Genomic DNA, 25,549 nt, shown 5'->3' with positions numbered 1-25,549 from the left:
ACGGCAACATGGCTGTCTTGCCGCCATACCTTAGTTTCTGATGAAAATATGGGCAATTGTGACAAATCCATTGCCGATAACAGCCTTGGCAGAGCGTAAGTCCTTGATAAAGATCAACTGACGGCCTTGGCACGCGACTTGCTTGCCTGTCTTGTATGCAAGATTTGTCGCCACAGCAGAATGTCCAGGCAAGCATAGACGAGGCCGTCCTTTCCGGGATCCTCTCGGCGCGCATCCGTCCCGGCACGCGGCTGAGCGAGAACGAGGTCGCGAGCCTCTTCAATGTTTCCCGCACGCGGGTACGCGAGGCGATGATGCGGCTCGAGCAGCGCGGCATCGTCAAGGTCAGCCCGCGGCGCGGCTGGTTCGTTGTGGAGCCCTCCGCCGAGGAGGCGATCACCGTCTATGCAGCGCGCCGGGTGATCGAGGCGGGGCTGCTCAGCAGCATGAACCATCTCTCGGAGAACGGCCGTGAAACGCTTCATGCGCATCTGGCCGAGGAAAAGGCGGCGATCGCCGCGCACGACCGCCAGAGGCTCACCTGCCTCATGGGCGATTTCCACATCCGCATCGCCGAACTCTCCGGCAATCCGATTCTCGTCGAGATCCTCCGCGATCTCACCGCGCGCACGATCCTGATCTCGCTCATCTACCAGTCCGACTTCCATGCCATGCAATCGCATCTCGGCCATTGCCGCATCGTCGCGGCGATTGAGGAGGGCGATTTCCAGAAGGCGGCGGCGCTTGCCGTCGAGCATCTGGACGAAGTGGAGACGGGGCTGGACCTGTCGCGGCGCCCCGACCCGCTCGCCGATCTGAGGCGCTCGCTGTCGCTCCCACCGCAGGTGCCCGCATCTTCGAATGCATCCCACAAAACCAAACCATGAAATCAACAGAGGAGAATGACCCGATGCTTTCCAGAAGACTCTTCGTCGCCGTGGCGGCGATCGCCACCACGATCGGCTTTGGCTCCGTCGCCAAGGCCGATGCGCTCGGCGACATCGAGGCGCGCGGCACGTTGCGCGTGGCCGTACCGCAGGATTTTCCGCCCTTCGGCAGCGTCGGCACCGACATGGCGCCCGTCGGCTATGACATCGACATGGCGAACCTGATCGCCGAGAAGCTCGGCGTGAAGGTCGAGCTCGTCCCGGTCACCAGCGCCAACCGCATTCCCTACCTGCAGACCAACAAGGTCGACCTCGTCATCTCGAGCCTCGGCAAGAACCCCGACCGTGAGAAGGTGATCGACTTCTCGACCGCCTACGCGCCGTTTTACAACGGCGTCTTTGCGCCGGCGGATGTTGCCGTCACCAAGGCCGAGGAGCTTGCCGGAAAGACCGTCGGCGTTACCCGCGGTGCCGTCGAGGATCTGGAACTGACGAAGGTCGCGCCGGCCGATACCGTCATCAAGCGTTACGAAGACAATAACGGCACGATCTCGGCCTTCCTGTCGGGCCAGGTCGAGGCGGTCGCTACCGGTAATGTCGTTGCCGCGGCGATCCTTGCCAAGAACCCGCCGAAGCGGCCGGAGCTCAAGTTCCTGATCAAGAACTCGCCCTGCTATATCGGCCTTTCCAAGGAACAACCGGCGCTGCTCGAGAAGGTTGACGGCATCATCGCCGCCGCCAAGGCGGATGGCAGCCTGAACGCCATCGCGCAGAAGTGGCTCGGCACGGACCTGCCCGCCGACCTCTAAACAGCCCGACATCGGCGCCATCCGGCCACTGCATGTCTCAACAAAGACATGCAGAAAATCAAAGTGCTACAGCGACCTTTGCGCGTCTTATAAGACGCGCGGCGCTGTAGGGCCGGATGGCGCTCTCGCTCGTCCAACAGGAGTGCGCCCTTGAATTACCAATTCGAATTCGGCTGGCTCTTCGAATACTACCCGCAGATCGCGAAGGGCATTGCGATCACGATCGAGCTGATCGCCGTCGGCGCTGTGGCCGGGATCCTGCTCGGCATCGTCTGTGCCTGGGTGCGGGCACTCGGGCCGGCCTGGCTGAAGCCCTTCGTCGCGGGCTATGTCGAGCTGATCCGCAACACGCCCTTCCTGATCCAGCTCTTCTTCATCTTCTTCGGGCTGCCGTCGCTCGGACTGCAGCTCAGCGAGCTCAAGGCAGCCAACCTCGCCATGATCGTCAATCTCGGCGCCTATAGCTCGGAGATCATCCGCGCCGGCATCCAGGCGACCCCGAGGGGCCAGTTCGAAGCGGGCGCGAGCCTCGCCATGAGCCCTTTCGAGACGTTCCGCCACGTGGTTCTCGTGCCATCGCTTGAGCGCATCTGGCCGGCGCTCTCCTCGCAGGTGGTCATCGTCATGCTCGGTTCCGCCGTCGTCTCGCAGATCGCCGCCGAGGACCTGACTTTCGCCGCCAACTTCATCCAGTCGCGCACCTTCCGCGCCTTCGAGGCCTATATCGTCTCGACCGCCGTCTACCTCGTCTTGGCGATCCTGCTGCGTCAGGTGCTGTCGATGGTCGGCTGGGCCATTTTTCCAAGGAGGGCGGCGTAATGATCGAGTTCACGACCTGGGACATCCTGCGCAACCTGCTGCTCGCGACCCGCTGGACGATCGTCCTGTCGCTCGTCTCCTTCGTCGGCGGCGGGATGGTTGGGCTCGTCCTGCTTTTCTCGCGCATCAGCCGGCGGAGATGGACCCGGACCTTGGCTAAATATTATATCGAGCTCTTCCAGGGCACGCCGCTCCTGATGCAGCTCTTCATCGCCTTCTTCGGCCTCGGCCTCTTCGGCATCGACGTGCCGGCCTGGCTGGCGGCGGGTCTGGCGCTCATCCTGTGGACCGCCGCCTTCCTGGGCGAGATCTGGCGCGGCTGCGTCGAGGCGATCGCCAAGGGGCAATGGGAGGCGTCCGCCAGCCTCGGCATGGGCCGGCTGCAGCAGATGCGTTACGTCATCCTGCCGCAGGCGATGCGGATCGCGGTGCCGCCGACCGTCGGTTTTTCCGTGCAGGTGATCAAGGGCACGGCGCTCACCTCGATCATCGGTTTCGTCGAACTGTCCAAGGCCGGTACCGTCGTCACCAATGCCACTTTCCAACCGTTCACCGTCTACGGCCTCGTCGCCCTCATCTATTTCGCGCTCTGCTGGCCCCTCTCGAAGAGCAGCCAGATCCTCGAAAGGAAGCTCAATGTCGCTCATCGAAATCACTGACGTCCGCAAGAGCTTTGGTCCGAACGAGGTGCTGAAAGGCATCAATCTCGATGTCGAGCCGGGCGAGGTGATCGCCATCATCGGCAGGAGCGGCTCCGGCAAGTCGACGCTCTTACGCTGCATCAACGGGCTGGAGACGATCAGCCAGGGCTCGATCACCGTTGCGGGCGCGCAGCTGATCGACGACGAGGTGCACCTGAAGGCGCTCAGATTGAAGGTCGGCATGATCTTCCAGCAGTTCAATCTCTTCCCGCACCTGACCGTCGGCGGCAATGTCATGTTGTCGCAAATGGTCGTCAGGAAGACGCCGAAGGCGGAGGCCGAGACGATGGCGCACAAGATGCTGGAGCGGGTCGGGCTCGAACAGAAGTTCGACGCCTATCCGGACGAGCTCTCCGGTGGCCAGCAGCAGCGCGTGGCGATCGCCCGCGCGCTCGCGATGCAGCCGATCGCGTTGCTCTGCGACGAGATCACCTCGGCTCTCGATCCGGAACTGGTGGCCGAAGTGCTCGCGGTCGTGCGCGAACTCGCCGCCGAGGGCATGACGCTCCTGATGGTGACGCACGAGATGAGATTCGCCCGCGACGTCTGCTCGCGCGTCGTCTTCATGCATCACGGCCGCGTGCATGAGATCGGCCGACCGGACGAGGTATTTGCCAATCCGCAGACGCCGGAGCTGAAGCAGTTCCTCGGCGTGCACTGAGGGCGGATCAGGGGCGCACGACGATGCGCCCCTTCATGTTCGGATGGAACCGGCAGATGTAGTCGAAGCTGCCGGGGTTTTGCAGCCGAAGGTGACCCGTCTTGTGCGCGGGGATCAGGGTTTCGCTGCCCCCTTTCACCGTTGCCGTGTGGTCAAGCCCGTCCTCGTTGATCCACTCGATCGTATCACCGACTTTCGCGTCGATTCTCGCAGGCGAGAAGGCGAGCCGTTCAATGGCCACCTGGATGGTCCTTGGCTGCATGGCGGCTGCCACGGTCACGGCCCCTAGAAAAAACAGAAAAAACGCGAATGGTGTTCGGGTCATTGCCGTGCTCACTTCAATTCGGTCGCTACATGTTCGGCGTGCTGTTCATGACCCTGAAACAGCTTCAGCCCTGTCTCGAGCAGAGATTTGAGCTCGGCATTTTGAGCGGACGGAATGAGTTGCGTTTCCAGTGCCTCATTGACCTGCTTGTGATAGGCAATCTCGTTGTCGATATAGGCCCTGTCGAACTGCACGCCTGAAAGCTTCGCCAGCTCCTCGCGCTTCATTTCGGCCGCCCGCGACAGCGCCTTGCTGGTGTCGTTGTCTTCAGGCGTCACGTTCAGCTTCTTCACCAGATCGAGCGCCTGCGTGTTCACGGCCTCGTGGTCGCGGACCATGCCCTTGGCGAATTCGATCACGCTCTCGTTCTTCGACATGGCAATGGCCTGCTTTGCTGCTTCGATATCGAGCACGCCGGCGGTATAGGCGATGTGCGCGATTTGCGGATCCGTCGGCTTGCCGGCGCCGAGGGCGCCGGTGGCGCCGATCAGCAGAGCGATTGCCGCCGCCGCGGTCGTCAGTCTGATGGTCATGGGATGTTCCTTTCCTCGAAGTTCAAAGCATTAAACACAACGCGCTTTGGATGCTCCGGCGGGTGAAACGTTCCCATTTAATCACCGCCGCCTTTAGCGCGGGCTGAGGAAAAGTGCGCGCGGTTTTCCGCCGCATCCCGCGCTAAAGCGCGTTGCGTCTAATCGTATTCGTGCAACGCGCTTTCGTTCTTTTTCTTGTCGTTGTCCCAAAACCGCGGCGCACTTTTGGGCGACATGCATTAACCTGTTATCTGGGGAATTGCTGGGTGAGACGAGCCAGAACGGCTTCCGTGAGGCGCTCACAGCGCTTGCCGGCAAAGGGAAAGGCGTCGAGCAGGACAGGACCGATCTGCCGCTGCAAGTGCTCCATCAGAAGTCGGCGCCCCCGATGCAGTCTCGAGCGGACGGTTTCGGCGCGCAGGCCCAGCAGGTCGGCGGTTTCCTCATTGCCAAGGCCCTCGATCACTCTGAGGACGAAGACGGTCCGATAGATGTCCGGGAGATGGTCGGTCGCCTTTTCGACGAGGTCGAGGATCTGTCGTTGGGCCATCGTCTTTTCCGGATCGTTGGTGGCTGCAAGCGGGAAGGCGATGATCTCCGCCTGGTGCGATAGGTCGTCGGCCAGCCTTTTCTGGCGCCGGCTTTTACGCAGGCGTCCGAGCGCCTCGTTGATGACGATGCGGGCGAGCCATGTCGAGAGGGCGGAGGCGCCGCGGAATGCCGCGATGTGGGAGAAGGCGCGGACATAGGCCTCCTGTAACACGTCTTCCGCATCGCTGTCATTCCGCACGATGCTCCTGGCGATGCGATAGAGCCTGCGGTTATGCGTCTGCATGATTGAGCGCAAGGTTTCGAGATATTCCGGCGACGGACGGTGTTCCTGGGGTTCGGCGATGGGCATGATCGGCTCCTTGTCGCACCGTGGATGGTCGCACCTTGGATGCTCGGTCTCGCGAAACGTTCCCGATTATCGCCACGAGCGTCCCGGACATTATAGTGCGTCCGATCCAGTGCTTCGAGCTGCGAAACACATATTCCATTTCGGGAAGGAAAAAGAGAAAGCCCGGCGTGGGAGGAGGTACGCCGGGCTTTCGATTCCGACCGGCAATTGGGAGGAGGAGGATTGCCGATCCGACGATAGAGCTTGGGAGGAGGTGTGCTTTATCGTTAAGTCATACAATAATGTTGCGGCGCAGCAAATGCAAGCCCTTTTCGATGAAATATTTATTCCATAGGCCGCGAACGGCGCAGAATTTCACGGTGGCTGCGGCCTTGGCGGACGCAATAGGGGCGGCCCCCGTCCCTTGCCCCGGGGTCGATCCGCTTGCTTTTGGCGGGATTTGCGCCAGATTCGAAAAGGGCAGATCAGGGAGATAGCCATGGCGGAGGATCGCAAGGCGGCTCTGGTGCGGATCACCGGACGGGTGCAGGGCGTGTGCTTTCGCGCCTGGACGCGCAACGAAGCTCAAATGCTTGGTCTTTGCGGCTGGGTCCGCAACGAGCGGGACGAATCCGTCACGGCCCTGATTGCCGGACCAACGGCCGCCGTCGACACGATGCTGCACCGGTTCTGGGAGGGACCGCCGGGTGCCTCGGTCTCCACCGTCGCGAGCGAGGATGCTCCCTCGATTGAGGCGCCGACGGGTTTCCGCATTGCCGGATAGATGCAGGACAAGACCCCTCCCCAACCCCTCCCCACAAGGGGGAGGGGCAGGTTGCCGCGCCCTCCGCAACACTGCCTTTGCTCCACCACTTGTGGACCCGGTGGAAAGGCGCGGGGCGGTGCCGCCATGCAGCCCCTCCCCTTGTGGGGAGGGGTTGGGGAGGGGTTACCGCAAGCCCCATAGGGAGCGCAGGGCCCGGCGACCTCGGGCTGAGACCGCGCTACACCCGCTCCAGCGCCACGGCGATGCCCTGACCGACGCCGATGCACATGGTCGAGAGCGAATAGCGCCCGCCGGTTTCGATGAGTTCCAGGGCCGCCGTACCGGTGATGCGGGCGCCCGACATGCCGAGCGGATGGCCGAGTGCGATGGCGCCGCCGTTGCGGTTGACGCGGGGATCGTCGTCGGCGATCCCGAGTTCGCGCAGCACCGCCAGGCCCTGGCTCGCGAAGGCCTCGTTCAGCTCGATGACGTCGAACTGGTCTTCAGCCATGCCGAGCCGCGCCATGAGCTTCTGAGAGGCGGGCGCCGGGCCGATGCCCATGACGCGCGGCGGCACGCCGGCGGTCGCGCCGCCGAGAATCCGCGCGATCGGAGTCAGCCCGTGCTTTTCCGCAGCCTCTTGCGAAGCGATGACCAGCGCCGCCGCTCCGTCATTGACGCCGGAGGCGTTGCCGGCGGTCACGGTGCCGCCTGCGCGGAATGGCGCCTTCAGCTTGGCAAGCGCCTCGATGGTCGTGGCGCGCGGATGCTCGTCCTTCTCGACGATGACCGGCTCGCCCCTCCTCTGCGGAATCGTGACGGCGACGATTTCCCGGGCAAGGCGGCCGTTCGCCTGTGCCGCGGCGGCCTTCGCCTGGCTTAAGAGTGCAAAGGCGTCCTGGTCCGCGCGGGAGACCTTATAGTCCTCGGCGACGTTCTCGCCGGTCTCCGGCATCGAGTCGACGCCGTATTGCGCCGTCATCAGCGGATTGACGAAGCGCCAGCCGATCGTCGTGTCGTGGATTTCCGCCTGGCGCGAAAAGGCGCTCTCCGCCTTCGGCAGCACGAAGGGCGCGCGCGACATGGATTCGACGCCGCCGGCGATGATCAGCTCCGCCTCGCCGGACTTGATCGCCCGGGCGGCGCTTATCACCGCATCCATCCCGGAGCCGCAGAGCCGATTGATCGTGGTACCGGAAACGGAGACCGGGAGACCGGCCAGCAGCAGCGACATCCGCGCAACGTTGCGGTTGTCCTCGCCCGCCTGGTTGGCGCAGCCGAAGATCACGTCGTCGACTGCTTCCCAGTCGACGGAACCATTGCGCTCCATCAGCGCCTTCAGCGGGACGGCGCCGAGGTCGTCGGCCCGCACCGCGGAGAGTGCGCCGCCGAAGCGGCCGATCGGCGTGCGGATATAGTCGCAGATGTAAGCGTCGCGCATCAGGCGGCCTCCTTCCCGGAGCCGGTGCCCTCATGGGCCTTCTTCGTGCGGGCGTTGATGTCACGCAGCACCGCGAGTTCGGTCTCGGTCGGTGCCGGCGTCTCGATGACGGTGTCGGCGAATTTGATCGGCCAGCCGCAATTCTCGACGATCCGGTCGCGGCCGACGCCGGGATGGATGGAGACGACGGTCAGTTCCTTCGTCTCCGGATCCGGCTCCAGGATGCAGAGATCGGTGATGACGCGGGTCGGCCCTTTCGTCGAGAGGCCCAGCCTTTCGCGATGGTTGCCGCCTTCGCCGTGACCCATGGAGGTGATGAAGGGCAATGTCCCGACGAAGCCGCGCCTGGTCAGGGCCATGGTGATGAAGATGCGGCCGCAATTCGACGCGATCTCCGGCGCTCCGCCGCCGCCCGGCAGCCGCACCTTGGGATGGTCATAGGGCCCGACGACGGTGGTGTTGAGGTTGGCGAAGCGGTCGATCTGGGCGCCGCCCAGGAAGCCGGTGGTGATGCGGCCGCCCTGCAGCCAATAGCGGAACATTTCCGGCACCGAAACGGTAAAGAGCGCCGTGTCGCAGAGCTCGCCGTCGCCGATCGAGAGCGGTAGCACATCCGGCTTCGTGCCGACCGTGCCGCTTTCATAAATCAAAGTAATATCCGGCGCATGCGTCAGCCGCGCGACATTGCAGGCGGCCGAAGGGGCGCCGATGCCGACGAAGCAGACGTCGTCGTTGGAGAGCGCGCGCGCGGCGGCGATCGTCATCATTTCATTAGGGGTGAAATCCGTCATCCTCGTCTCCTCATGCAGCCTTGGACGACTTCTTCGCGGCATGGCGTGCGAAGTCTCCCGGGTTCGCGTCGAGTACGTTCTCCTTGATCCAGGCGGTGAAGCTTTCCCGGTCGCGGGCGATCTCGTCCCAACGGATGTAGAAGGCGTTATTGCGCGGATAATAGCCATGCGCATAGGAGGGGAAGGCGCCGCCGGGCACGTGGGCGACGGCGGTCACGGCCCAGCCTGGCAGCACGACGGAATTCGGGGAGGGCGGCGAGAGCTCGTCGACGATCTCCTCTACTGTGACGATCGAGCGCCTGGCCGCAAGCACCGCCTCCTTCTGCACCCCGACGATGCCTTCGATCAGCACGTTGCCGCTACGATCGGCGCGCTGGGCGTGAATGATGGTGACGTCCGGCCGGATCGCGGGCACGGCGGCCAGCACCTCGCCGGTAAAGGGGCAGGTGATGCTCCTGATGTTGGGGTTCACCTTGGGCAGGTCTGCGCCGATATAGCCGCGCAGCATGGCGAAGGGCAGGTTTGCCGCGCCCGCCTCGTAAGCATTCGCCATCGCCGCATGCGAATGTTCCTCGATCTCGAGCGGCCGGGGCCATTGGTTCTCGACCGCATCGCGGAAGCGGTGCAAGGAGCCAACACCGGGGTTGCCGCCCCAGGAAAACTTCATGCCCCGGGCGGCGCCGACGCCGATCAACTGATCGTAGAGGATATCCGGCGTCATGCGGATGAGGAATAGATCCTTCTTGCCCTGGCGGATCACCTCGTGCCCGGCGGCATAGGGGATCAGGTGCGTAAAGCCTTCCATGGCGACGGTGTCGCCGTCGCGGACATTCTCCGCCACGGCTTCGGCAAGCGGCAGGATGCGAGCCATTCTTCCTCCTCCAAGATTTTCCGGGCCTGTTTTCCCCGGGCTAGGGCCCATTCGTCAGCGGCACTGCCGGGAATAAGCGCCTGTTTGCTTCGTCCGTCAATTTCTTTGTGCGATATTTGACTTTTGTTCGCATATCGCACACAATGGCACGGAAATGAGAGGGACGGAGCAATGCGGGAAACGGATTTCGTCAGCGGATTTGCGCGCGGCCTCGCGGTCATCGAAGCTTTCGGCGAGGCACAGCCGCGGCTCTCGATTGCGGAGGCCGCGAAGATCACGGGGCTTGATCGCGCGACCGTGCGGCGCTCGCTGCTGACCCTTTCGCAGCTCGGCTATGCGGATTATGACGGCAAGTTCTTCGCGCTGACGCCGAAGATCCTGCGGCTCGGCCATGCCTACCTCTCGGCGACTCCGCTGGCCGCAATCGTGCAGCCCCATCTGGACCAGCTTTCGGAGAAAGCCGGCCAGAGCGCCTCAGTCTCGGTGCTCGACGGCACCGAGGTCGTCTATGTGGCGCGCGCCTCGCAGCGCCGCGTCATGTCGATCAACCTGATGCCCGGCTCCCGCCTTCCCGCCTATTGCGCCTCGATGGGGCGGGTCCTGCTCGCCGCGTTGCCCGAAGCGGAGGCGCGCGACATTCTGCGCCGCACGGAATTGAAGGCGAACACGCCGCACACGAAGACTGACCCGGAGGAACTGGTGGCGGAGCTACGGCGGGTTCGCGACCAGGGCTATGCGGTGATCGACCAGGAGCTCGAGCTTGGCCTCTGCTCGATCGCCGTGCCGCTCATCAACGCGCGCGGACGGGTGGTCGCGGCGCTCAACATCGGCGCGCCGGCCGCCCACGTGGCTGCCGGCGAATTGGCGGAGCGCTATCTGCCGCTGCTTAAGGAGACGCAAGCGGCCTTGCGGCCGCTCGTGCAATAGTGGCGACCTCAGCCGTGACAGTTTGGTGCTTGGTGCCCAAGGTAATGGCTTTCTACAGCGCCGCGCGTCCCATTGGACGCCATGGTCGCCGTAGGGCTTTGAATTGCTGCATGTCTTTGTCCTTGAATAAAGGTCGATCAAAGGAGACATGCAGTAGGTGTAGCGGACGGCAGACATCCGCGTCTTGAACGGCAAACATCGACAACTTCCGGACGACATTAGATGCGGGATTCCGACCTGCCGGATGCCGACACTCGTGCGGCACGCCGCCTCAAGTGCTCCCGAAACAGAGTTCGAAGATCTCGAAAGTTCTGGAAGCCGAGGAAGCCTGCGAGCCGGACCACGGTCGTCGGTGACACCGAGCAGGCAAGTGCCACCGAATTGGAGCTACCAAAGGCGATTAGTTCCGGCGTGACGAGCGCGCAGCGAACAACCCGTTCAAGCTGATCTGGGAATTCGAGCTGTCTCGAGGCGATCATCGACTTCAGTTCCGAAAGACTGCTTGGTGGTGCATCTTCATTCAGGCCTCGCATTCTCTACTGTCCTCCAGATGTGAGCCGCCATTACGGGTGTCCATGTGAATTCGGGCGCACCGTCGTCGACCCTCAGATTGCCTGCGGCTTGAAGTCACTCTGCGCGACGGGCATCACCGCCTTGAGCAGGGAGACGGATTTCTCCAACCCTTCGAGGCTATTGAGCAGCACGTCCTCATGCTCGATCGACAGCCAGCCATCATAGCCTGCCATCTTCAGGCGATAGCAGAACTGTCGCCACCACTCCTCGCCGTGGCCGAAGCCGAGGGTGATGTAGGACCAGCTGCGCGCCGAGATGTCCATCAGCGAGCCGTTCTCCAGCAGTGAGGTCGTGGCCTGGACCGGCGCGTTGAGCATCGTATCCTTGGCGTGGACATGATAGACGGCATCGCCGAGGGCTTCGGCTGCGACCAGTGGATCGGCCCCCATCCAGAACAGATGTGATGGATCGAGATTGGCGCCAATGACCGGACCGATCGCAGCGCGCAATTTGAGGAGCGAAGGGACGTTGTAGACGCACTGGTTGCCGTGGAGTTCAAGTGCGATCCGCTCGACACCGTTCTCGCTGGCGAGCTTGGCGATCTCGGTCCAGAATGGCAGAAGTTTTTCTTCCCACTGGTAACGCAGGATCGCTTGCGTTTCCGGCGGCCAGGATGAGACGACCCAATTCGGCATCAGATCGCCATTACGTCCTGCCGGCAGTCCGGACATGGCGCAGACGGTTTTGATCCCCATTTCGCCGGCGATGCGAATCGTGTCCTTGAGGCACTCGCCCTGCTCGGGTTGGGTTGGATGCAAGGGATTGCCATTGGCATTCAGCGCAATGATCTCGAGCCCGCGGGTTTCGAAGGCGCGAGTGAAGGCGCGGCGGGCATCGGCACTTGCCTTCATAGTCTTCAGGTCGAAGTGGGGAGCTGTCGACCAGCCGCCCGTGTTGACCTCCACGCCCGAGCCTCCAAGGCGCGCAGCGCTGTCGAGTAGCGCATCGAAGGTCATTCCGCCGAGGCTGTCGGAAACGAAGCCGAGTTTCATTTCTTTAACCCTTTACTGCTTGTAGAGGGACGGCTTTTCCGTCCTTGCGATCATAACGCGCTCGCCCGTGCGCAGCGCCTCGACGCCGGCTTCTGCGACCAGCGCGGCGCAATAGCCGTCCCAAGCGTCGGAGGCGATTGCAGGGAAAACGCCGGTTCGAACGAAGTTCAGGAACGCCTTGTTCTGCAGTCGGTAGGCCTCGGCAAAGCGCGGGCGCCAATCGGGTGCATAGCGCTCGTAGGCCATCAGTTCGCCATTGTGGCGCGTGTAGACAGGTGCGTTCAGGGCAATTGATCCCTTCTCGCCGATCAGTTCACCGCGAACGTCGTAGCCATAGGCGGCGTTATTGTTGATCTCGATGTTGACGAGCTGTCCCTTGTCGGTTTCGAGAACCATGAATACCGGTGCTCCGGATTTCGATGCGTCGATGCCTGCGGGCTGGAAAACCGAGATCGCCTTGTAGTCGGCTCCGAGTACGAAACGCGCGACGTCGAACTCATGCGGTGCCGAATTGGTAATCGCCATCTGACCGGTAAAGTTCGCTGGCGCTTCGACGTTGCGGTGGAAGTTATGCATCATGATCGCGCCGCCAAGGGAACCGTCGTCGAGCAATGCCTTCATGTCCCGGTATGACGGATCGAAGCGCCGCATGAAGCCGAGCTGGACGAACTGACGGCCCTGCGATAGTTCCGCCGCGATTACGCCGAGGCATTCCTCAGAACTCTGGGACAGGGGTTTCTCGCAAAGGACCGGCTTGCCCGCCTCGATCGCGGCGAGCGATAGCGGCGCATGGGTTTCGTCCGGGCTGGCGATCAGCACGGCATCGACATCGCCGCGCCTGATGGTCTCGACCGCGTTGGTCGCGACATCGGCCGCGCCGCATTCCTCGGCCACCTTTCGGGCGCGCTCCGGGGAGGCGTCGCACACCACCTGAAGACTTGCCCCCGGCAGGTCTTCGGAGACAATCCGGGCGTGGTCGGCGCCCATGATACCCGCGCCGATGATCGCTAATCTGACAGACATTTGAGAACCTTTATTTCCGTAGTGCCCATTGACGCAGGGATCGGTCGCCATAGGCGGCGATCACCACGATGAGGCCCAGGATCAGTATGAACCATTGCGGGCGAACGCCCGTGACGACGAGATAGGATTGAATGGAGGACAGCACGAAAGCGCCCATCAGCGCCCCGATCAGGGAAACGCGCCCGCCGGCGAGCAGGCAGCCGCCAAGCACGCAGGAGGCAATCGCCTGCAGCTCCATGAGCCGCCCCATGGAGCCGTCGGCGAAACCGAGCTTGCCCGCCTCCAGCGTTCCGGCGAAAGCCGCAAGGACACCGCAAAGGATGAAGGCCGACAGCTTCACCCGATCGACCCTGACGCCGCGCGAATGGGCGCTCTCGGCCGAACCGCCGACCGCCAGCAACCGATTGCCGAACGGCATCGCCTTCAGCATGACGGTTAGGATGACGAGCCCCAGCATCAGCCAGTAGAGGGCGGTATTGAAACCAAGGAATTCGCCGCCGCCGAGCAGATGGTAGCTCCAGCCCTTGCGGGCAGCATAGGGAACGGAAAAGGAGAACCCTTCCGTCAGCGCGATCGCGATGCCGCGAAAGATCATCAGCGTGCCCAGTGTGATGATCAGCGAAGGCGTCCCCGTTCGCGTGACCAGCAATCCGTTGACCAGGCCGATTGCAGCGCCAACGGCAATCGCGGCGAAGGCGGCCAGGGCGGGATCGACGACCGGGGCGATCCACAGATAGACCAGCGCCCCCATTCCGAAGGTCGAGCCCACGGAGATGTCAATCTCGCCGGTCCCGATGACGAGCGCCACGCCCAGGCTCATCAGCCCGAGCGTCGCGGTTACCTGCAAAATAGTGCCGATATTGTAGAGATTGGCCCACCGGCCGTCGGAGGTCGTCGCAAAGAGGACGATCAGGACGGCCCCAATCAGGAAAATGCCGATCTCGGCATGCCGTCGGATGAGCGGTTTCGCAGCGGCGAGAGTCATCACACCGCCTCCGGCTTTTCCACCACGCGACCGCCCTGGCGGATGACTTCCTCCAACTCTTCAGCCGTCATTGCATCCGTGGTCGCGTCGGCGACTTTCGCGCCGTTCTCCATGATCACGATACGGTCAGCGAGCTTGTGGACCTGGAAGATGTCATGGGTGATGTAGACCACCAGAAGACCTTGCTCCTTGAGCTGCACCGCCAACTCATTGACGTGCTCGCGCTCGCGTACGGACAGGTGGTTCGTCGGCTCATCCATGATGACGACGCGGTTCTTGAACTCGACCGCGCGGCCGATCTTCACCGACTGGCGCTCGCCGCCGGAAAGGCGCTCCACCTCGTCATCGGCGGAGACGTTGTCCCGCAGTCCGAATTGCCGGATGACCCCGCTCGACTTCTCGCGCATCTTGGCGAAGTCGAGGAATGGGATGCCGAGAATGCGCTTCACGGGCTCGCGCCCCAGGTAGAAATTCCGCGCGATCGACAGGTTGTCGCAAAGCCCGACGGACTGCTGGATCGTTTCGATCCCCTTGTCGATGGCGAGCTTCGGGTGAAATTTCTCGACCTTCCTGCCGTCGAAAAAGACCTCGCCCGAACTGGGCGCATAGATGCCGCAGAGAACGCGGATCAGCGTGGTCTTACCGGCGCCGTTGTCCCCGACCAGTCCGATCAGCTCGCCGGCACGAAAGTCCACCGAGACGTTCTTGAGGGCATGGAAGGCGCCGAAGTGAAGGTCGAGGTTCTTGACCTGAATGAGGGGGTGTCTGTTCGTCATTTGAGCGTCCTCCCGCGTCAAACGCTGTGCCCGAGGAAGCGGGCCAGTTTCTGGTTGAAGATGACCGCGAAGATGAGCACGACGCCGACAAAGGTGATGTACCAGGACGACGGCGCGCCGAGCGCAATCAGTTCGTAGCGGAAGCTGACGACGATCAGCGCGCCGAGGATGGCGCCGAGGATCGAACCGCGTCCCCCGGTCAGCAGGCAGCCGCCGATGACTGCCGCGGCGATCGCCTCGAGCTCCATGTTCTCGCCGAGCGTCACATGGGTCTGCGGCTGGTTGCACAAGGTCAGGATTCCGGCGAAGCCTGCCAGCAGCGAGCACTGGATGAAGGCAGCGATCTTGATGCGATCGGTGCGCACGCCCCGCGATTCCGCGCTCACGCGGCTCCCGCCTGTCGCCAGGAGCCGGTTGCCGAACGGCGTTGCCCACAGCATAAGGCTGAGGATTGCGGCGACGGCGATCAGCCAGAAGATGGCGGCTTCGATGCCGAAAATCTCGCCGCCAAACAGGCGTGTCATCGGATGGCTGCGTGCCGCCGGCGAGAAATTGTGCACCGAGCCGCCGGTCCAGACATAGATGATCCCACGCGCGGTAAAGAGGCCGCCGAGCGTGACGATCATCGATGGCAACTGCCCCTTGACCACCGCGATCGCCTGAAGCAATCCGGCGAGCGCCGCGATTGCAAGCGCCAGGATAAGCGAGCCGGGCACGCCGAGCGCCGGTTCCATCGTGATGAAGGCGACACCGGCCAGCCCGTAAACCGACCCGACGGACAGGTCGATCTCCTTCGTCATGATGACCAGAGCCTGGCCCATCGCGACAAAGGCGAGAATGGCCGTGAACTGGGCGACATTGGCGACGGTCTGGATGGTCCACCAGCCGTAAAAATCGATCAACGTGAAGACGACAAGCATGGCGACGACGCCAATGATCGCGCCGAAGCCCTGACTTCGCACAAGCTGTTTCATGAGACTATGCCCGCTGCTTTCAAAGCGCGATGTCAGACACGCGCAAAGGAATGAGAGCAGCCGGATCCGACGGAACCCGGCTGCCCTGCCCGGGAGGAAACCCTTACCAGGTGTTCTGTTCGTCGTAGGCTTTGTCGCCGAAGACGCCGCGGACCAGCTCCGCCCACTTGTCGGCATTGTCTTTGTTGATGATGACGGGGCCCGTCAGGATGTCAGATTGCGGTGCGTAGCCGAACTCCTTGTTCCAGTAGAGCCATTCCATCGGGGCATAGCCCTGCAGCCAGAAGCCTTGGCTGTTCGTGGCCAGCACGTGCCCGGCGCGCACGCCTTCGATCGAAACCGGGCCTTCGTCCACGGTCAGGACCGTCACGCCCTTGTCGTCGACATCCGGATCGAGCTTCATCTCGTTGGCGACGCCCCATGCCCAGGGTGAAGACCAGCCAGCAACCGTGAAGATGTAGTTGGTGTCCGGGTTGGCCTGCAGGAAGGACTGCAAGGTATTGCGTGCCGTCGCCGGTTCGGCGCCGATGAAGAGTTCATCGACCTTGGCGCCGGCCTTCTCCATTGCGTCCTTCATTCCGGCGCAACGAGCCTTGAGACCCTGGTGGGCGGTGTCATGGCTTGCGCAGACGACATGGGTCGGCTTCGGAATTTCGCCTGCCTCGGCCTTTTCGAGCGCGTATTCGCCGAGCTTCTTGCCGGTGAGGTACTCGTCGCCGCCGACATAGGTCAGGTAGGGGATGCGCTCGCCTTCCGGCCGGCCGTCCGGAATGTTGAAGGCGACGACCGGAATGCCGGCCTCGATGGCCTTGCGCAGCGGCCCTTCAAAGGCGTCGGAACTGACGATCGGGACGGCGATGCCATCAGGTTGAGTCGAGATCGCCTGCTCGAGAAGGCGAACGTGTTCCTGGACCGAATAGTTGTTGGTGGAGATGTAATCGGTTTTGACGTTCGGATATTTCTTTTCGAACTCCTCCATCGACTTCGTCAGCCAACCCATGTTCGGATCGTTCGATCCGATGTGTGAGACCATGACGAAGCGATATCGCTTTTCGCCGTCCTGCGCATTGGCCATGCCTCCGAGTGCGGTGGCGGCCATCAAGGCAGAAAGCAGAACTGAATTTCGGAAATTCATGGGGTTCCTCCTCCGTTAACGATGTGATTATCTGGATTGGAATCACATCATACAAGGAAGACGAAGCGCGATTTATGATGTCGAATACATCAGGAAATCCGCGTGGCGCAAAATTGTGGCAAACCGTTCAAAAATTTGGCGTTGCAATGGGCAATGACTTCCGAGATGATGCTTTTACCATCAGTTTTAGGCGGAAACTGGAGAAAGCTGTGGTCGATCACCTGCAAAATCGGACATGGAAAGGCCCCAAGGTCCATGAAATTGCCCAGCTCGCGGGAGTCGGTCCTGCGACGGTCGACAGGGTCCTCAACAACCGCAGCGGCGTCCGAGAACGAACGAGAGCCCGCGTCCTGGCGGCGCTCGAAAAGCTGAAGAACGAAAGCGCGGACCGCGACATCCCTTTGCATATTCGTCTATTCTGTGACTCTGGCGAAAGCTTCAATGCAGCAATGGCGGCCGCTGTAACCGAGGTCAACCGAACCGTTGCCGGGATCGAGATTGAGGGAGATTATGTAACCACGAGCGAAGTCGAGCCCTCATCTTTCGCGCGCCGGATTGAGCAGCAAGGCAGCGCAGCGGATGGCGTCGTGGTCATCGCTCGCGAGCATCCGGCGATCAATCGCGCGATACGAAAGCTTCGGACCATCGAAATACCGGTCGTTTGCCTGACGACCGATCTGCCGAGTTCCCGTCGAAGCGCCTATATAGGCAACGACCAGTATTCCGCCGGCAGCGTGGCAGCGCTATTGATCGGCAACGCGCTTCCGAAGCAGCGTAACAATATTCTGATCGTCATGAGCGTGGCGTTCCGCTGCCAGCAAGAGCGTGAGATGGGCTTCCGCAGGGTGCTGCGCTCCGATTTTCCCTATTTGAAGATCGAGGAACGTGTAATTTCGGACGACAGGCCGGAGAGCACTTGTGAGCAGTTGACCCGCTATTTCGAGGCACATGGTTACCCGGCAGCGATCTACAATGTCGCCGGCGCCAACAGGGGCGTGGCAAAGGCACTGGAGGACGCCGGAAGGGCCCGCGACATGGTCTTCGTCGGCCACGAGCTGACCAACCATTCGCGAAACCTGCTGGAATCCGGCGTCATGGACTATGTCATTTCGCACGACTTCAGCGGCGAGCTGACGGCGGCCGCCAAATGGATCCGTGAAAACGTCAGCGGCGTAACGGTCGAGCCGTCCTATTCGCAGATCCTGGTGCACACCCGATACAATTGCGGTCTGTGACGCCGGCGAGCTGCGCTTCTCGCTCGAGCCGCCGGCCGTCCAGCTTGCCCCCAAGGATCCGGATTTCCGGCCTGCCGGATGAACTGGACCGGATTGTTGCGGACATCGTCGAGGTCGTAGACGTCAGGCCGGTAGCCCGACCTGCTTGCGCAAGCTCTTGTCGAATGCGGATTCGGGGACGAAACGGCGCAGCAAGCGAACTTGGCCGGCGAGTTTTCCCGCGGTGTAGCGTCTTCTCGGCGCCTTGGCCGTTGCCGCTTTGACAACCGTCTCTGCTACGATCTCGGGGTCGTCGCCGCTTTCAACGCTCTTCCGCATCTGCACTTCCATGTCAGCGCGCACCGCATCGTAGACGGCAAGGGAACGATCGGGTTTTGTCAGGTTTTCCTCGAAGGTGGTGCGGGTATAGCCGGGCTCGACCAGCGCCACCCGAATTCCGAATGTCCGCAATTCGTGATCGAGCGATTCGGAATAGCCCTCGACGGCGTGCTTGGTTGATGCATAGAGGGCATTATAGGGGGACGGGATCAACCCGAGAACGGAACTGATGTTGATGATCCTGCCCTTGCCCTGACTCCGCATGGTGGGCAACACCGCGTTGGTGACGCGGAGCACGCCGAAGACGTTCACGTCAAAGAGCGCCTGTGCCTGGGCGGTTGAGGACTCCTCCGCGCCGCCGAGCAGTCCGATGCCGGCATTGTTGACGAGCAGGTCGATACGCCCTGTCTCGGCGAGCACCTTCTCGACCAGTTTCGTCACGGATGCGTCATCGGTCACGTCACAGGTCAGCATGGTGATGCCGTCGGATCTTTCGGGGATCGCGCGGCGGCTGGTTCCGAAGACGCGTAAGCCCGCCTTCTGCAAGGCTCTAGCCGTCGCGTATCCGATGCCGGTCGATGCCCCAGTCACCAGGGCGACGCCAAGATTGGTCTTGTTCATTGCAGTTACTTCCTTCTTTGTGCTGGATTTCGTGTGGAAATGGCGTAAGCGCTCTCGTTCATGCCGCCGGGCCAAGCTTCAGGCACGGGCGGCAAGCTTGTCGGTCCATCGTCGGAACACGGCGCTGGCGTTGACGCCTCCAAAGCCGAAGCCGTTGGAGATCGCGTAGTCCATCTCCGTTGGCCGGGCCTGGTCCGCAACGAAGTCAATCGCGTCGCCGGCCGGATCAGGAGCGCTCAAATTGAGCGTCGGCGGGGCCGTCTGATCCCTAAGCGCCAGGATCGTGAAAATGGCTTCAAGCCCGCCGGCAGCTCCGAGCAGGTGTCCGGTCGCCGACTTCGTTCCGCTGACGGCCACGCTGGATTCTGCGCCGAATACCCGTTTGATCGCCTCGATTTCTGCCAGGTCGCCGACTGGCGTCGAGGTCGCGTGCGCATTGAGGTGGCGGATCTCGCGCGGCGAAATTCCGGCCTGGGCAATCGCGATCTCCATGGCGCGGCGCGCGCCGTCGCCGTCCTCGGGACCGGAAGTGACGTGGTGAGCGTCGGCAGTCGTGCCGTAGCCGACGAGCTCGGCTAGCGGTTTAGCGCCGCGTGCGAGCGCGTGACTCAAAGCCTCGATGACCAGGACGCCGGCGCCTTCGCCCATGACGAAGCCGTCGCGCAACATATCGAAGGGGCGCGAGGCCCGATCAGGTGTGTCATTGAAACTGGTCGAAAGAGAGCGCGCCGCGGCAAAGCCACCGAGGCTGACAGTATTCATACATGCTTCCGTTCCGCCACATACCGCGATGTCGGCTTCATTGCCGCGGATAAGACGAGCCGCGTCACCGATCGCCTGAATGCCGGCCGCACACGCTGCCACCGGGGCGCCGAGCGGACCTTTGAAGCCGTAGCGGATGGAAATCTGTCCCGCTGCCAGGTTCACGAGGAAGGAGGGCACCGTGAACGGTGAAAGACGCCGGACACCCCGCTGATCGACCGTTCGCACCGCTTCCGTAATGGCGGGGAACCCGCCGATGCCTGAAGCGATGATCGTGGCTGTGCGCAGGCGGTCGGTTTCGGAGTCAGGTCGCCAGTTCGCCTGCTCGAGTGCCTCTTGTGCGGCTGCCAGCGCGAAGAGAATGAAGCGGTCGACCCTGCGCTGATCTTTTGGGGCAAAGACGGCATTCGGATCGAAGCCCGCCTGGGGGTCTTCTTCCAGCGAGGGCACGGTTCCACCGACCTTCGCCGGCAGGTCTCCCACCACTTCGTCCGGGAGCCGTCGGATGCCCGAACGCCCAGACAAGAGCCGAGACCAGGAAGTCGTCACGTTGGCTCCGAGGGGGCTGACTGCTCCCATGCCTGTAACAACGATACGGCGCATGTGTTCTCCGTTGTATTTTGTTTGGATCCGTCCGCGAAACGGCGTGGGTGATCTTCAGAAATCCAAGGATCAGGCGGCTACAGTTATGACCTCCGCGAGGAGATCGCGGGAATCTCATGCTTTCCCGGCGGAGGCGGCGATCCGCCGAACTTCGTCGGCCGCTACGTTGAGAAACCGCTCCGACATCTCTTCATCATTCAGGATACGCGAGATCGTTACAGCACCGACCATGAGCGACAGCATTGCCATGGCTTTGCCACGGGCCTCTGGACCTTCCGCCGCCGGCATCAATTCGTCGAGGATTTCAAGATGAGCTTGAATTCCGTCCTGGAATGAAGCGCGCACCTCCTCGCTTTGACGCGCCGCGTCAGCGCCAAGCGCCACCAACGGACAACCGTCGCTCTTCTCTTCGCGATGTCCCGTCGACAGGTAGAGCTCGATAACGGCCTTGAGGGGATCAGGACTTTCGGCGGCAACGGCCGACCATCTGCGTGTCGCGTGCTCCATCGCCCGCCTCGATGCCTGTGCCGCAAGATCTTCCTTGGATTCGAACTGCTTGTAGAACCCGCCCTGGGTCAGGCCGGCCCCCTTCATCAGATCCTTGAGCCCGATGCCGTCGAAGCCGCGCTCTCGAAAAAGCCGGCTCGCTGCGTTGATGACGGCTTCGCGATTTGCCTCCGCCTGGGCGCGGCTAACTCTCATGATCCACCTCCAATTAGATTTCAGTTGACATCTATAGCGCTTTTAGATTTAGATTGCAATCTAATTATGGCGACGCCTGTCAACAAGGGGCATCTGGCATGAAGCGCAAATTCATTTTCACAGCGATCGGCCTCGTGGCTGCAGCCGGGGGCGCGGCGTATGCGTTCGTTTTCGAAACGCCTGCACGAGACGCAGAGGTTGCGGATCCCCGCATCGCATCGTCACTTGTAAGGGTCGTGGAAGCGACGAGACCCGAACGAGCCGAGCGAGCCTTCACAGGTACGATCGCCGCGCGAGTTGTGAGCAATCTTGGTTTCCGGGTGCCGGGCAAGATCACCCAGCGCCTCGTGGACATCGGTGAACAGGTGACGGCCGGGCAGGCGCTTCTGAGGATCGATGAGACCGATCTACAGCTTGCGCTCACCGCCAGGCGCAACGCTGTCGCTGCAGCACGCGCTGTCCTGGTCCAGGCGCGTGCCGACGAGGAGCGCTATGCTGTTCTCGTAAAGAATGGACTGGCGGCAACGCCGCAGCGTTACGAGCAGGCCAAGGCAGCGCTCGATACCGCCTTGGCGCGGCTCGCCGCCGCCGAAGCGGAAGCAAGGGTTGCAGAGAACGAGGCGACCTATTCTGTCCTGGCGGCGGATGCGGATGGAACGGTGGTCGAAACGCTCGGCGAGCCGGGGCAGGTTGTCGCCGCCGGTCAGCCGGTGGTTAGACTTGCCCACGCCGGTCCCCGCGAGGCCGTCATCGCACTTCCCGAGACGCTCCGGCCGGCGCTCGGCTCTAAGGCCGAGGCCAGCCTGTATGGAGGCGATGAGCGTCGCTACACGGCACATCTGCGGCAGTTATCGGACTACGCCGATCCCCAGACGCGTACCTACGAGGCCCGCTACGTCCTCGATGGCGAGGCCGCGGCAGCGCCGCTCGGCTCCACGGTTACCATTCGGATTGCAAACCAGGTGAGCCAGCCGGAAGTCCAGGTGCCGCTCGGAGCCGTGCTCGACGATGGCGAGAAGACCGGCGTTTGGGTCTTGGACAGAGCCAGCTCGAGCGTGCGCTTTCGACCCGTCAAACTTGTCCGCGTCACCAGCGAGACCGCCATGATCTCCGGATTGAACCCTGGCGATCCGATTGTTTCGCTCGGCGCTCATCTCCTACAGGAAGGTGCTAGCGTCAGAACTGCATCCGAAAGTGGGGGCAACTGAAGATGAACCTCAATCTTTCCGCGATAGCCGTTCGCGAACGCGCCGTCACCCTGTTCTTCATCCTCCTGCTGGTGGCCGCCGGCGCCTACGCCTTCGTTATGCTTGGACGGGCGGAGGATCCGAACTTCACCATCAAGACCATGACCGTCACGACGGCATGGCCCGGCGCGACGGCACGCGAAATGCAGGACCTCGTCGCCGAACCGCTGGAGAAGCGGCTTCAGGAGCTGACCTGGTACGACCGGGTGGAGACGACCACACGGCCGGGCTATGCGTATATGACGGTCACGCTGAAGGACAGCACCCCGCCATTCGTCGTGCACGAGGAGTTCTACCAGGCCCGCAAGAAGCTCGGGGATGAAGCCCGCAATCTGCCCTCCGGCGTCTACGGTCCCTTCGTCAACGACGAATATTCGGACGTGAGCTTCGCCCTTTATGCGCTAAAGGCAAAGGGCATGCCGATGCGTGAGCTGGCCAGACAGGCCGAGGTGATCCGCCAGGACCTCCTGCACGTGCCCGGCGTCAAGAAGATCAACATCCTCGGTGAACGCCCCGAACAGATCTTCGTCGAGTTCTCCTACGCCAAGCTGGCAACCCTCGGCGTCTCGGCACAGGATATCGTTGCCGCCCTGCAGCGGCAGAACACCGTTACACCGGCGGGCTCGATCGACACAAAGGGGCCGCAGGTCTTTATTCGGGTCGACGGCGCTTATGACAGTGTCCAGGCGATCGCCGACACGCCGATTGCGGCTGCCGGGCGGACGCTGAAGCTCTCCGACATCGCCGAGGTCCGCCGCGGCTATCAGGATCCTCCGACCTACCTGATCCGGCGCCAGGGTGAGCCGACCATCATGCTTGCGGCTGTGATGCAGGAGGGCTGGGACGGCCTCGCGCTCGGCAAGGCGCTGGAGGACAGGACTGCAGCGATCGCATCGGCACTGCCGCTCGGGATGACGATCGACAAGGTAACCGACCAGGCCGTCAACATCACCTCTGCGGTCGACGAATTCATGATGAAGTTCGCGATGGCGCTCGGCGTGGTGCTGATAGTGAGCCTCATCAGCCTCGGCTGGCGGGTCGGCATCGTGGTGGCGGCTGCCGTCCCGCTGACGCTTGCGGTCGTCTTCCTTATTATGTTGGAGACGGGTCGGTTCTTCGACCGCATCACGCTCGGCGCCCTCATCCTGGCACTCGGCCTTCTCGTCGATGACGCCATCATTGCCATCGAGGTGATGGTGGTGAAAATGGAAGAGGGCATGGGCCGCATCAAGGCGGCGGCCTATGCGTGGAGCCACACTGCTGCGCCGATGCTCTCGGGAACACTCGTGACGATCGCCGGCTTCCTGCCGGTGGGCTTCGCGCGATCGACCGCGGGCGAATACGCCGGCAACATCTTCTGGGTGGTGGGGTTCGCCCTCATCGTCTCCTGGGTCGTCGCGGTGGTGTTCACGCCCTATCTCGGCGTCAAGATGCTGCCCGCGATCAAACCGGTCGAGGGCGGTCATGAGGCGATTTACAACACGCCGAACTACCGGCGTCTGCGACGGCTCATTACCTTTGCGGTGCGCCGCAAGTTTCTGACCTGCGCTGTCGTTGGCATCGCCTTCGCGCTTTCCGTGGTCGGCATGGGCGCCATCAAACAGCAGTTCTTCCCGACGTCCGACCGCCCGGAGGTGCTGGTGGAGGTTCGGCTGCCGGCAGGCGCCAGCATCGAGACGACGACGGCGGCAGTCGAGAAGCTCGAACAGTGGCTGGACGAGCAGTCCGAGGCCAAGCTCGTCACGAGCTATGTCGGCCAGGGCGCTCCTCGCTTCTTCTTCGCGATGGCGCCGGAACTGCCTGATCCGGCCTTTGCCAAGATCGTCGTGCTTACGCCGGACGCGGAGGCGCGCGAGGCCTTGAAGCACCGGCTGCGCGAAGCGGTGTCGCAGGGGCTCGTACCTGAGGCCTATGTACGCGTCACCCAGCTTGTGTTCGGACCCTACACGCCGTTCCCGGTCGAGTTTCGGGTGATGGGACCTGATCCCGCTCAACTGTACAGCATTTCCGAGAAGGCGCTCGACATCATGCGCGGCGTCCCGGACGTGCGGCAGGCCAACCGCGATTGGGGTAATCGCACGCCCGTGCTCCGCTTCATCCCGGATCAGGAGCGATTGAACCTCATCGGCCTTTCGCCAGCCGAGGCGGCCCAGCAACTGCAGTTCCTCCTCACCGGCATCCCGGTTACGCAGGTGCGCGAGGACATCCGTAACGTTCCGATCGTCGCACGCAGCGCCGGCGGCGAGCGGCTGGATCCGACGCGTCTGGCGGATTTCTCGCTGATGAGCCGCGACGGGCGCCCGATTCCGCTCGACCAGATTGGCCATTCGGAGATCCATCTGGAAGAGCCGATCCTGAAGCGCCGCGATCGCACGCCCGTCATCACGATCCGCTCGGACATCAATGAAGCGACCCAGCCTCCGGAGGTCTCAAAGCAGATCATGACTGCCCTTCAGCCGCTGATCGCATCGCTTCCGGCCGGCTATCGCATCGAATTGGGTGGATCGATCGAGGAGGCAGCGAAGGCGAATACCGCGCTGGGCAAGGTTTTCCCGGCCATGATCGCCGCGATGCTGATCGTCATCATGCTGCAGGTGCGATCCTTCTCGACGATGGCCATGGTCATGCTGACGGCACCGCTTGGCCTCGTCGGCGTCGTGCCGATGTTGCTCACCTTCAATCAGCCCTTCGGGTTCAACGCCATACTGGGCCTGATAGGGCTGGCGGGCATCCTGATGCGCAATACGCTGATCCTGACCGAACAGATCAAGGAGAACCGTGCTGCCGGCCTCGACGCCTATCACGCCGTCATCGAGGCCACGGTGCAACGCACGAGGCCCGTGATCCTGACCGCACTCGCCGCCGTGCTGGCCTTCATTCCCCTCACACACTCGGTCTTCTGGGGGTCGATGGCGTATACGCTGATCGGCGGAACGGCGGTCGGCACGGTGCTGATCCTGCTGTTCCTGCCGGCGCTCTATGCCGCCTGGTTCCGGATCAAGCCGACTGCAGATGAAATCCATGAGGATCCGACGGAGGAACAGGTAGTGCGACTGGCAATGGCTGCCGAGTAGCGTGCGTTGCGGGCTGGCTGGCCTTGCCTGAACACGAGGCCGGGCCAGCCACGCGATTTTGCCGTTTGCAGATGATCGCAGGGGCGAGCCAGGCCGATACGCTCATCCAATCTGGAGT

Annotated in this window: 26 protein-coding genes; 10 read left to right on the top strand and 16 right to left on the bottom strand. The window is 62.6% G+C overall.

Annotation, left to right across the window (positions count from 1 at the left end):
* Positions 1 to 155: 155 nt before the first annotated feature.
* The 5 genes from AC4P1R_RS21575 to AC4P1R_RS21555 all read left to right on the top strand — a co-directional run bounded on the left by AC4P1R_RS21575 (position 156) and on the right by AC4P1R_RS21555 (position 3,877).
* Positions 156 to 887: a GntR family transcriptional regulator gene (locus AC4P1R_RS21575; RefSeq protein WP_492178776.1), complete on the top strand. Its 732-nt coding sequence runs from the start codon at positions 156 to 158 to the stop codon at positions 885 to 887.
* A gap of 23 nt (positions 888 to 910) precedes the next feature.
* Positions 911 to 1,696, top strand: coding sequence for a transporter substrate-binding domain-containing protein (locus tag AC4P1R_RS21570; protein ID WP_492178775.1), 786 nt, complete (start codon positions 911 to 913; stop codon positions 1,694 to 1,696).
* A 150-nt stretch (positions 1,697 to 1,846) separates the two neighbouring features.
* Positions 1,847 to 2,515: an amino acid ABC transporter permease gene (locus tag AC4P1R_RS21565; protein ID WP_492178774.1), complete on the top strand. Its 669-nt coding sequence runs from the start codon at positions 1,847 to 1,849 to the stop codon at positions 2,513 to 2,515.
* A complete protein-coding gene (locus tag AC4P1R_RS21560) occupies positions 2,515 to 3,174 on the top strand; it encodes an amino acid ABC transporter permease (RefSeq protein WP_492178772.1) in 660 nt (219 codons plus the stop codon). The genes AC4P1R_RS21565 and AC4P1R_RS21560 overlap by 1 nt, the downstream gene beginning before the upstream one ends.
* Positions 3,152 to 3,877 carry an amino acid ABC transporter ATP-binding protein gene (locus tag AC4P1R_RS21555; RefSeq protein WP_225192350.1) on the top strand — a complete coding sequence of 242 codons (726 nt, stop codon included), beginning with the start codon at positions 3,152 to 3,154 and terminating at the stop codon, positions 3,875 to 3,877. The genes AC4P1R_RS21560 and AC4P1R_RS21555 overlap by 23 nt, the downstream gene beginning before the upstream one ends.
* A 7-nt stretch (positions 3,878 to 3,884) precedes the next feature.
* Here the strand turns inward: AC4P1R_RS21555 and AC4P1R_RS21550 are convergent, their stop codons facing one another.
* The 3 genes from AC4P1R_RS21550 to AC4P1R_RS21540 form a co-directional block, all read right to left on the bottom strand.
* Positions 3,885 to 4,202 carry a cupredoxin domain-containing protein gene (locus AC4P1R_RS21550; RefSeq protein ID WP_492178770.1) on the bottom strand — a complete coding sequence of 106 codons (318 nt, stop codon included), beginning with the start codon at positions 4,200 to 4,202 and terminating at the stop codon, positions 3,885 to 3,887.
* 8 nt (positions 4,203 to 4,210) lie between these two features.
* Positions 4,211 to 4,735, bottom strand: a complete 525-nt coding sequence (locus AC4P1R_RS21545) for a DUF4142 domain-containing protein (protein WP_492178768.1) — start codon at positions 4,733 to 4,735, stop codon at positions 4,211 to 4,213.
* 247 nt (positions 4,736 to 4,982) lie between these two features.
* Positions 4,983 to 5,636, bottom strand: a complete 654-nt coding sequence (locus AC4P1R_RS21540) for an RNA polymerase sigma factor (RefSeq protein WP_492178766.1) — start codon at positions 5,634 to 5,636, stop codon at positions 4,983 to 4,985.
* Between the two features lie 478 nt (positions 5,637 to 6,114).
* On the opposite strand from AC4P1R_RS21540, the gene AC4P1R_RS21535 reads away from it, so the two are divergent.
* The gene (locus AC4P1R_RS21535) at positions 6,115 to 6,399 is read left to right on the top strand and encodes an acylphosphatase (RefSeq protein WP_492178765.1); all 285 of its coding nucleotides are present in this window, start codon (positions 6,115 to 6,117) and stop codon (positions 6,397 to 6,399) included.
* A gap of 220 nt (positions 6,400 to 6,619) precedes the next feature.
* On the opposite strand, the gene pcaF is transcribed toward AC4P1R_RS21535, so the two are convergent.
* Genes pcaF through AC4P1R_RS21520 form a run of 3 tightly spaced genes read right to left on the bottom strand, consistent with a single transcriptional unit; the run spans position 6,620 to position 9,484 of the window.
* Positions 6,620 to 7,822: a 3-oxoadipyl-CoA thiolase gene (gene pcaF / locus AC4P1R_RS21530; protein ID WP_492178763.1), complete on the bottom strand. Its 1,203-nt coding sequence runs from the start codon at positions 7,820 to 7,822 to the stop codon at positions 6,620 to 6,622.
* Positions 7,822 to 8,613 (bottom strand): CoA-transferase subunit beta, encoded by a 792-nt coding sequence (locus AC4P1R_RS21525; protein ID WP_492178762.1) that lies wholly within the window; start codon positions 8,611 to 8,613, stop codon positions 7,822 to 7,824. The genes pcaF and AC4P1R_RS21525 overlap by 1 nt, the downstream gene beginning before the upstream one ends.
* Positions 8,614 to 8,623: 10 nt before the next feature.
* Entirely contained in the window at positions 8,624 to 9,484 is an 861-nt protein-coding gene (locus AC4P1R_RS21520) for a CoA transferase subunit A (RefSeq protein ID WP_492178760.1), read from the bottom strand.
* Positions 9,485 to 9,655: 171 nt separating this feature from the next.
* Here AC4P1R_RS21520 and AC4P1R_RS21515 point away from each other — a divergent pair, with 171 nt between their 5' ends.
* Positions 9,656 to 10,411, top strand: coding sequence for an IclR family transcriptional regulator (locus tag AC4P1R_RS21515; protein ID WP_492178759.1), 756 nt, complete (start codon positions 9,656 to 9,658; stop codon positions 10,409 to 10,411).
* 218 nt (positions 10,412 to 10,629) lie between these two features.
* Here AC4P1R_RS21515 and AC4P1R_RS21510 read toward each other — a convergent pair whose 3' ends face one another.
* The 7 genes from AC4P1R_RS21510 to AC4P1R_RS21480 form a co-directional block, all read right to left on the bottom strand.
* Positions 10,630 to 10,890, bottom strand: coding sequence for a MurR/RpiR family transcriptional regulator (locus AC4P1R_RS21510; protein WP_083265455.1), 261 nt, complete (start codon positions 10,888 to 10,890; stop codon positions 10,630 to 10,632).
* Positions 10,891 to 11,016: 126 nt separating this feature from the next.
* A complete protein-coding gene (locus tag AC4P1R_RS21505; RefSeq protein ID WP_492178757.1) occupies positions 11,017 to 11,976 on the bottom strand; it encodes a sugar phosphate isomerase/epimerase family protein in 960 nt (319 codons plus the stop codon).
* A 12-nt stretch (positions 11,977 to 11,988) separates the two neighbouring features.
* Positions 11,989 to 12,999: a Gfo/Idh/MocA family oxidoreductase gene (locus AC4P1R_RS21500; RefSeq protein WP_492178755.1), complete on the bottom strand. Its 1,011-nt coding sequence runs from the start codon at positions 12,997 to 12,999 to the stop codon at positions 11,989 to 11,991.
* 10 nt (positions 13,000 to 13,009) lie between these two features.
* Positions 13,010 to 13,984 (bottom strand): ABC transporter permease, encoded by a 975-nt coding sequence (locus AC4P1R_RS21495; protein WP_492178753.1) that lies wholly within the window; start codon positions 13,982 to 13,984, stop codon positions 13,010 to 13,012.
* A complete protein-coding gene (locus AC4P1R_RS21490; RefSeq protein WP_492178752.1) occupies positions 13,984 to 14,760 on the bottom strand; it encodes an ATP-binding cassette domain-containing protein in 777 nt (258 codons plus the stop codon). Before AC4P1R_RS21490 ends, AC4P1R_RS21495 begins: the two co-directional genes overlap by 1 nt.
* A 17-nt stretch (positions 14,761 to 14,777) precedes the next feature.
* Positions 14,778 to 15,734: an ABC transporter permease gene (locus tag AC4P1R_RS21485; protein WP_492178750.1), complete on the bottom strand. Its 957-nt coding sequence runs from the start codon at positions 15,732 to 15,734 to the stop codon at positions 14,778 to 14,780.
* A 103-nt stretch (positions 15,735 to 15,837) separates the two neighbouring features.
* The gene (locus AC4P1R_RS21480) at positions 15,838 to 16,869 is read right to left on the bottom strand and encodes a sugar ABC transporter substrate-binding protein (RefSeq protein WP_492178749.1); all 1,032 of its coding nucleotides are present in this window, start codon (positions 16,867 to 16,869) and stop codon (positions 15,838 to 15,840) included.
* Between the two features lie 197 nt (positions 16,870 to 17,066).
* Between AC4P1R_RS21480 and AC4P1R_RS21475 the strand changes: the two genes are divergently transcribed.
* Positions 17,067 to 18,104: a LacI family DNA-binding transcriptional regulator gene (locus tag AC4P1R_RS21475; protein WP_492178812.1), complete on the top strand. Its 1,038-nt coding sequence runs from the start codon at positions 17,067 to 17,069 to the stop codon at positions 18,102 to 18,104.
* A 123-nt stretch (positions 18,105 to 18,227) separates the two neighbouring features.
* On the opposite strand, the gene AC4P1R_RS21470 is transcribed toward AC4P1R_RS21475, so the two are convergent.
* From AC4P1R_RS21470 to AC4P1R_RS21460, 3 genes are all read right to left on the bottom strand, one after another.
* Positions 18,228 to 19,043, bottom strand: coding sequence for an oxidoreductase (locus AC4P1R_RS21470; RefSeq protein ID WP_492178748.1), 816 nt, complete (start codon positions 19,041 to 19,043; stop codon positions 18,228 to 18,230).
* A 78-nt stretch (positions 19,044 to 19,121) separates the two neighbouring features.
* Positions 19,122 to 20,408, bottom strand: coding sequence for a beta-ketoacyl-ACP synthase II (gene fabF, locus AC4P1R_RS21465; protein WP_492178747.1), 1,287 nt, complete (start codon positions 20,406 to 20,408; stop codon positions 19,122 to 19,124).
* 114 nt (positions 20,409 to 20,522) lie between these two features.
* Entirely contained in the window at positions 20,523 to 21,110 is a 588-nt protein-coding gene (locus AC4P1R_RS21460) for a TetR/AcrR family transcriptional regulator (protein WP_492178746.1), read from the bottom strand.
* 98 nt (positions 21,111 to 21,208) lie between these two features.
* Between AC4P1R_RS21460 and AC4P1R_RS21455 the strand changes: the two genes are divergently transcribed.
* Together AC4P1R_RS21455 and AC4P1R_RS21450 are read left to right on the top strand one after the other, a co-directional pair.
* Positions 21,209 to 22,318, top strand: a complete 1,110-nt coding sequence (locus AC4P1R_RS21455; protein ID WP_492178744.1) for an efflux RND transporter periplasmic adaptor subunit — start codon at positions 21,209 to 21,211, stop codon at positions 22,316 to 22,318.
* Positions 22,319 to 22,320: 2 nt separating this feature from the next.
* Complete coding sequence (locus AC4P1R_RS21450; RefSeq protein ID WP_492178743.1) at positions 22,321 to 25,431, top strand: efflux RND transporter permease subunit; 3,111 nt, start codon at positions 22,321 to 22,323, stop codon at positions 25,429 to 25,431.
* The last annotated feature ends 118 nt before the right edge of the window (positions 25,432 to 25,549 follow it).

The sequence above is a fragment of the Sinorhizobium sp. Y406 genome, from assembly GCF_058732025.1.
The sequence above is the reverse complement of the archived record's forward strand: the minus strand, read 5'-3'. Positions and strand labels throughout refer to the sequence as shown.

Coding starts and splice junctions, on each gene's coding strand:
- AC4P1R_RS21545 (WP_492178768.1), bottom strand. CDS start 4,735: ATGACCATCAGACTGACGACCGCGGCGGCGGCAATCGCTCTGCTGATC.
- AC4P1R_RS21510 (WP_083265455.1), bottom strand. CDS start 10,890: ATGATCGCCTCGAGACAGCTCGAATTCCCAGATCAGCTTGAACGGGTT.
- AC4P1R_RS21540 (WP_492178766.1), bottom strand. CDS start 5,636: ATGCCCATCGCCGAACCCCAGGAACACCGTCCGTCGCCGGAATATCTC.
- AC4P1R_RS21555 (WP_225192350.1), top strand. CDS start 3,152: ATGTCGCTCATCGAAATCACTGACGTCCGCAAGAGCTTTGGTCCGAAC.
- AC4P1R_RS21570 (WP_492178775.1), top strand. CDS start 911: ATGCTTTCCAGAAGACTCTTCGTCGCCGTGGCGGCGATCGCCACCACG.
- AC4P1R_RS21450 (WP_492178743.1), top strand. CDS start 22,321: ATGAACCTCAATCTTTCCGCGATAGCCGTTCGCGAACGCGCCGTCACC.
- AC4P1R_RS21550 (WP_492178770.1), bottom strand. CDS start 4,202: ATGACCCGAACACCATTCGCGTTTTTTCTGTTTTTTCTAGGGGCCGTG.
- AC4P1R_RS21460 (WP_492178746.1), bottom strand. CDS start 21,110: ATGAGAGTTAGCCGCGCCCAGGCGGAGGCAAATCGCGAAGCCGTCATC.
- AC4P1R_RS21525 (WP_492178762.1), bottom strand. CDS start 8,613: ATGACGGATTTCACCCCTAATGAAATGATGACGATCGCCGCCGCGCGC.
- AC4P1R_RS21560 (WP_492178772.1), top strand. CDS start 2,515: ATGATCGAGTTCACGACCTGGGACATCCTGCGCAACCTGCTGCTCGCG.
- AC4P1R_RS21575 (WP_492178776.1), top strand. CDS start 156: ATGCAAGATTTGTCGCCACAGCAGAATGTCCAGGCAAGCATAGACGAG.
- AC4P1R_RS21535 (WP_492178765.1), top strand. CDS start 6,115: ATGGCGGAGGATCGCAAGGCGGCTCTGGTGCGGATCACCGGACGGGTG.
- AC4P1R_RS21500 (WP_492178755.1), bottom strand. CDS start 12,999: ATGTCTGTCAGATTAGCGATCATCGGCGCGGGTATCATGGGCGCCGAC.
- AC4P1R_RS21480 (WP_492178749.1), bottom strand. CDS start 16,869: ATGAATTTCCGAAATTCAGTTCTGCTTTCTGCCTTGATGGCCGCCACC.
- AC4P1R_RS21495 (WP_492178753.1), bottom strand. CDS start 13,984: ATGACTCTCGCCGCTGCGAAACCGCTCATCCGACGGCATGCCGAGATC.
- AC4P1R_RS21520 (WP_492178760.1), bottom strand. CDS start 9,484: ATGGCTCGCATCCTGCCGCTTGCCGAAGCCGTGGCGGAGAATGTCCGC.
- AC4P1R_RS21490 (WP_492178752.1), bottom strand. CDS start 14,760: ATGACGAACAGACACCCCCTCATTCAGGTCAAGAACCTCGACCTTCAC.
- fabF (WP_492178747.1), bottom strand. CDS start 20,408: ATGCGCCGTATCGTTGTTACAGGCATGGGAGCAGTCAGCCCCCTCGGA.
- AC4P1R_RS21470 (WP_492178748.1), bottom strand. CDS start 19,043: ATGAACAAGACCAATCTTGGCGTCGCCCTGGTGACTGGGGCATCGACC.
- AC4P1R_RS21505 (WP_492178757.1), bottom strand. CDS start 11,976: ATGAAACTCGGCTTCGTTTCCGACAGCCTCGGCGGAATGACCTTCGAT.
- AC4P1R_RS21455 (WP_492178744.1), top strand. CDS start 21,209: ATGAAGCGCAAATTCATTTTCACAGCGATCGGCCTCGTGGCTGCAGCC.
- pcaF (WP_492178763.1), bottom strand. CDS start 7,822: ATGCGCGACGCTTACATCTGCGACTATATCCGCACGCCGATCGGCCGC.
- AC4P1R_RS21515 (WP_492178759.1), top strand. CDS start 9,656: ATGCGGGAAACGGATTTCGTCAGCGGATTTGCGCGCGGCCTCGCGGTC.
- AC4P1R_RS21485 (WP_492178750.1), bottom strand. CDS start 15,734: ATGAAACAGCTTGTGCGAAGTCAGGGCTTCGGCGCGATCATTGGCGTC.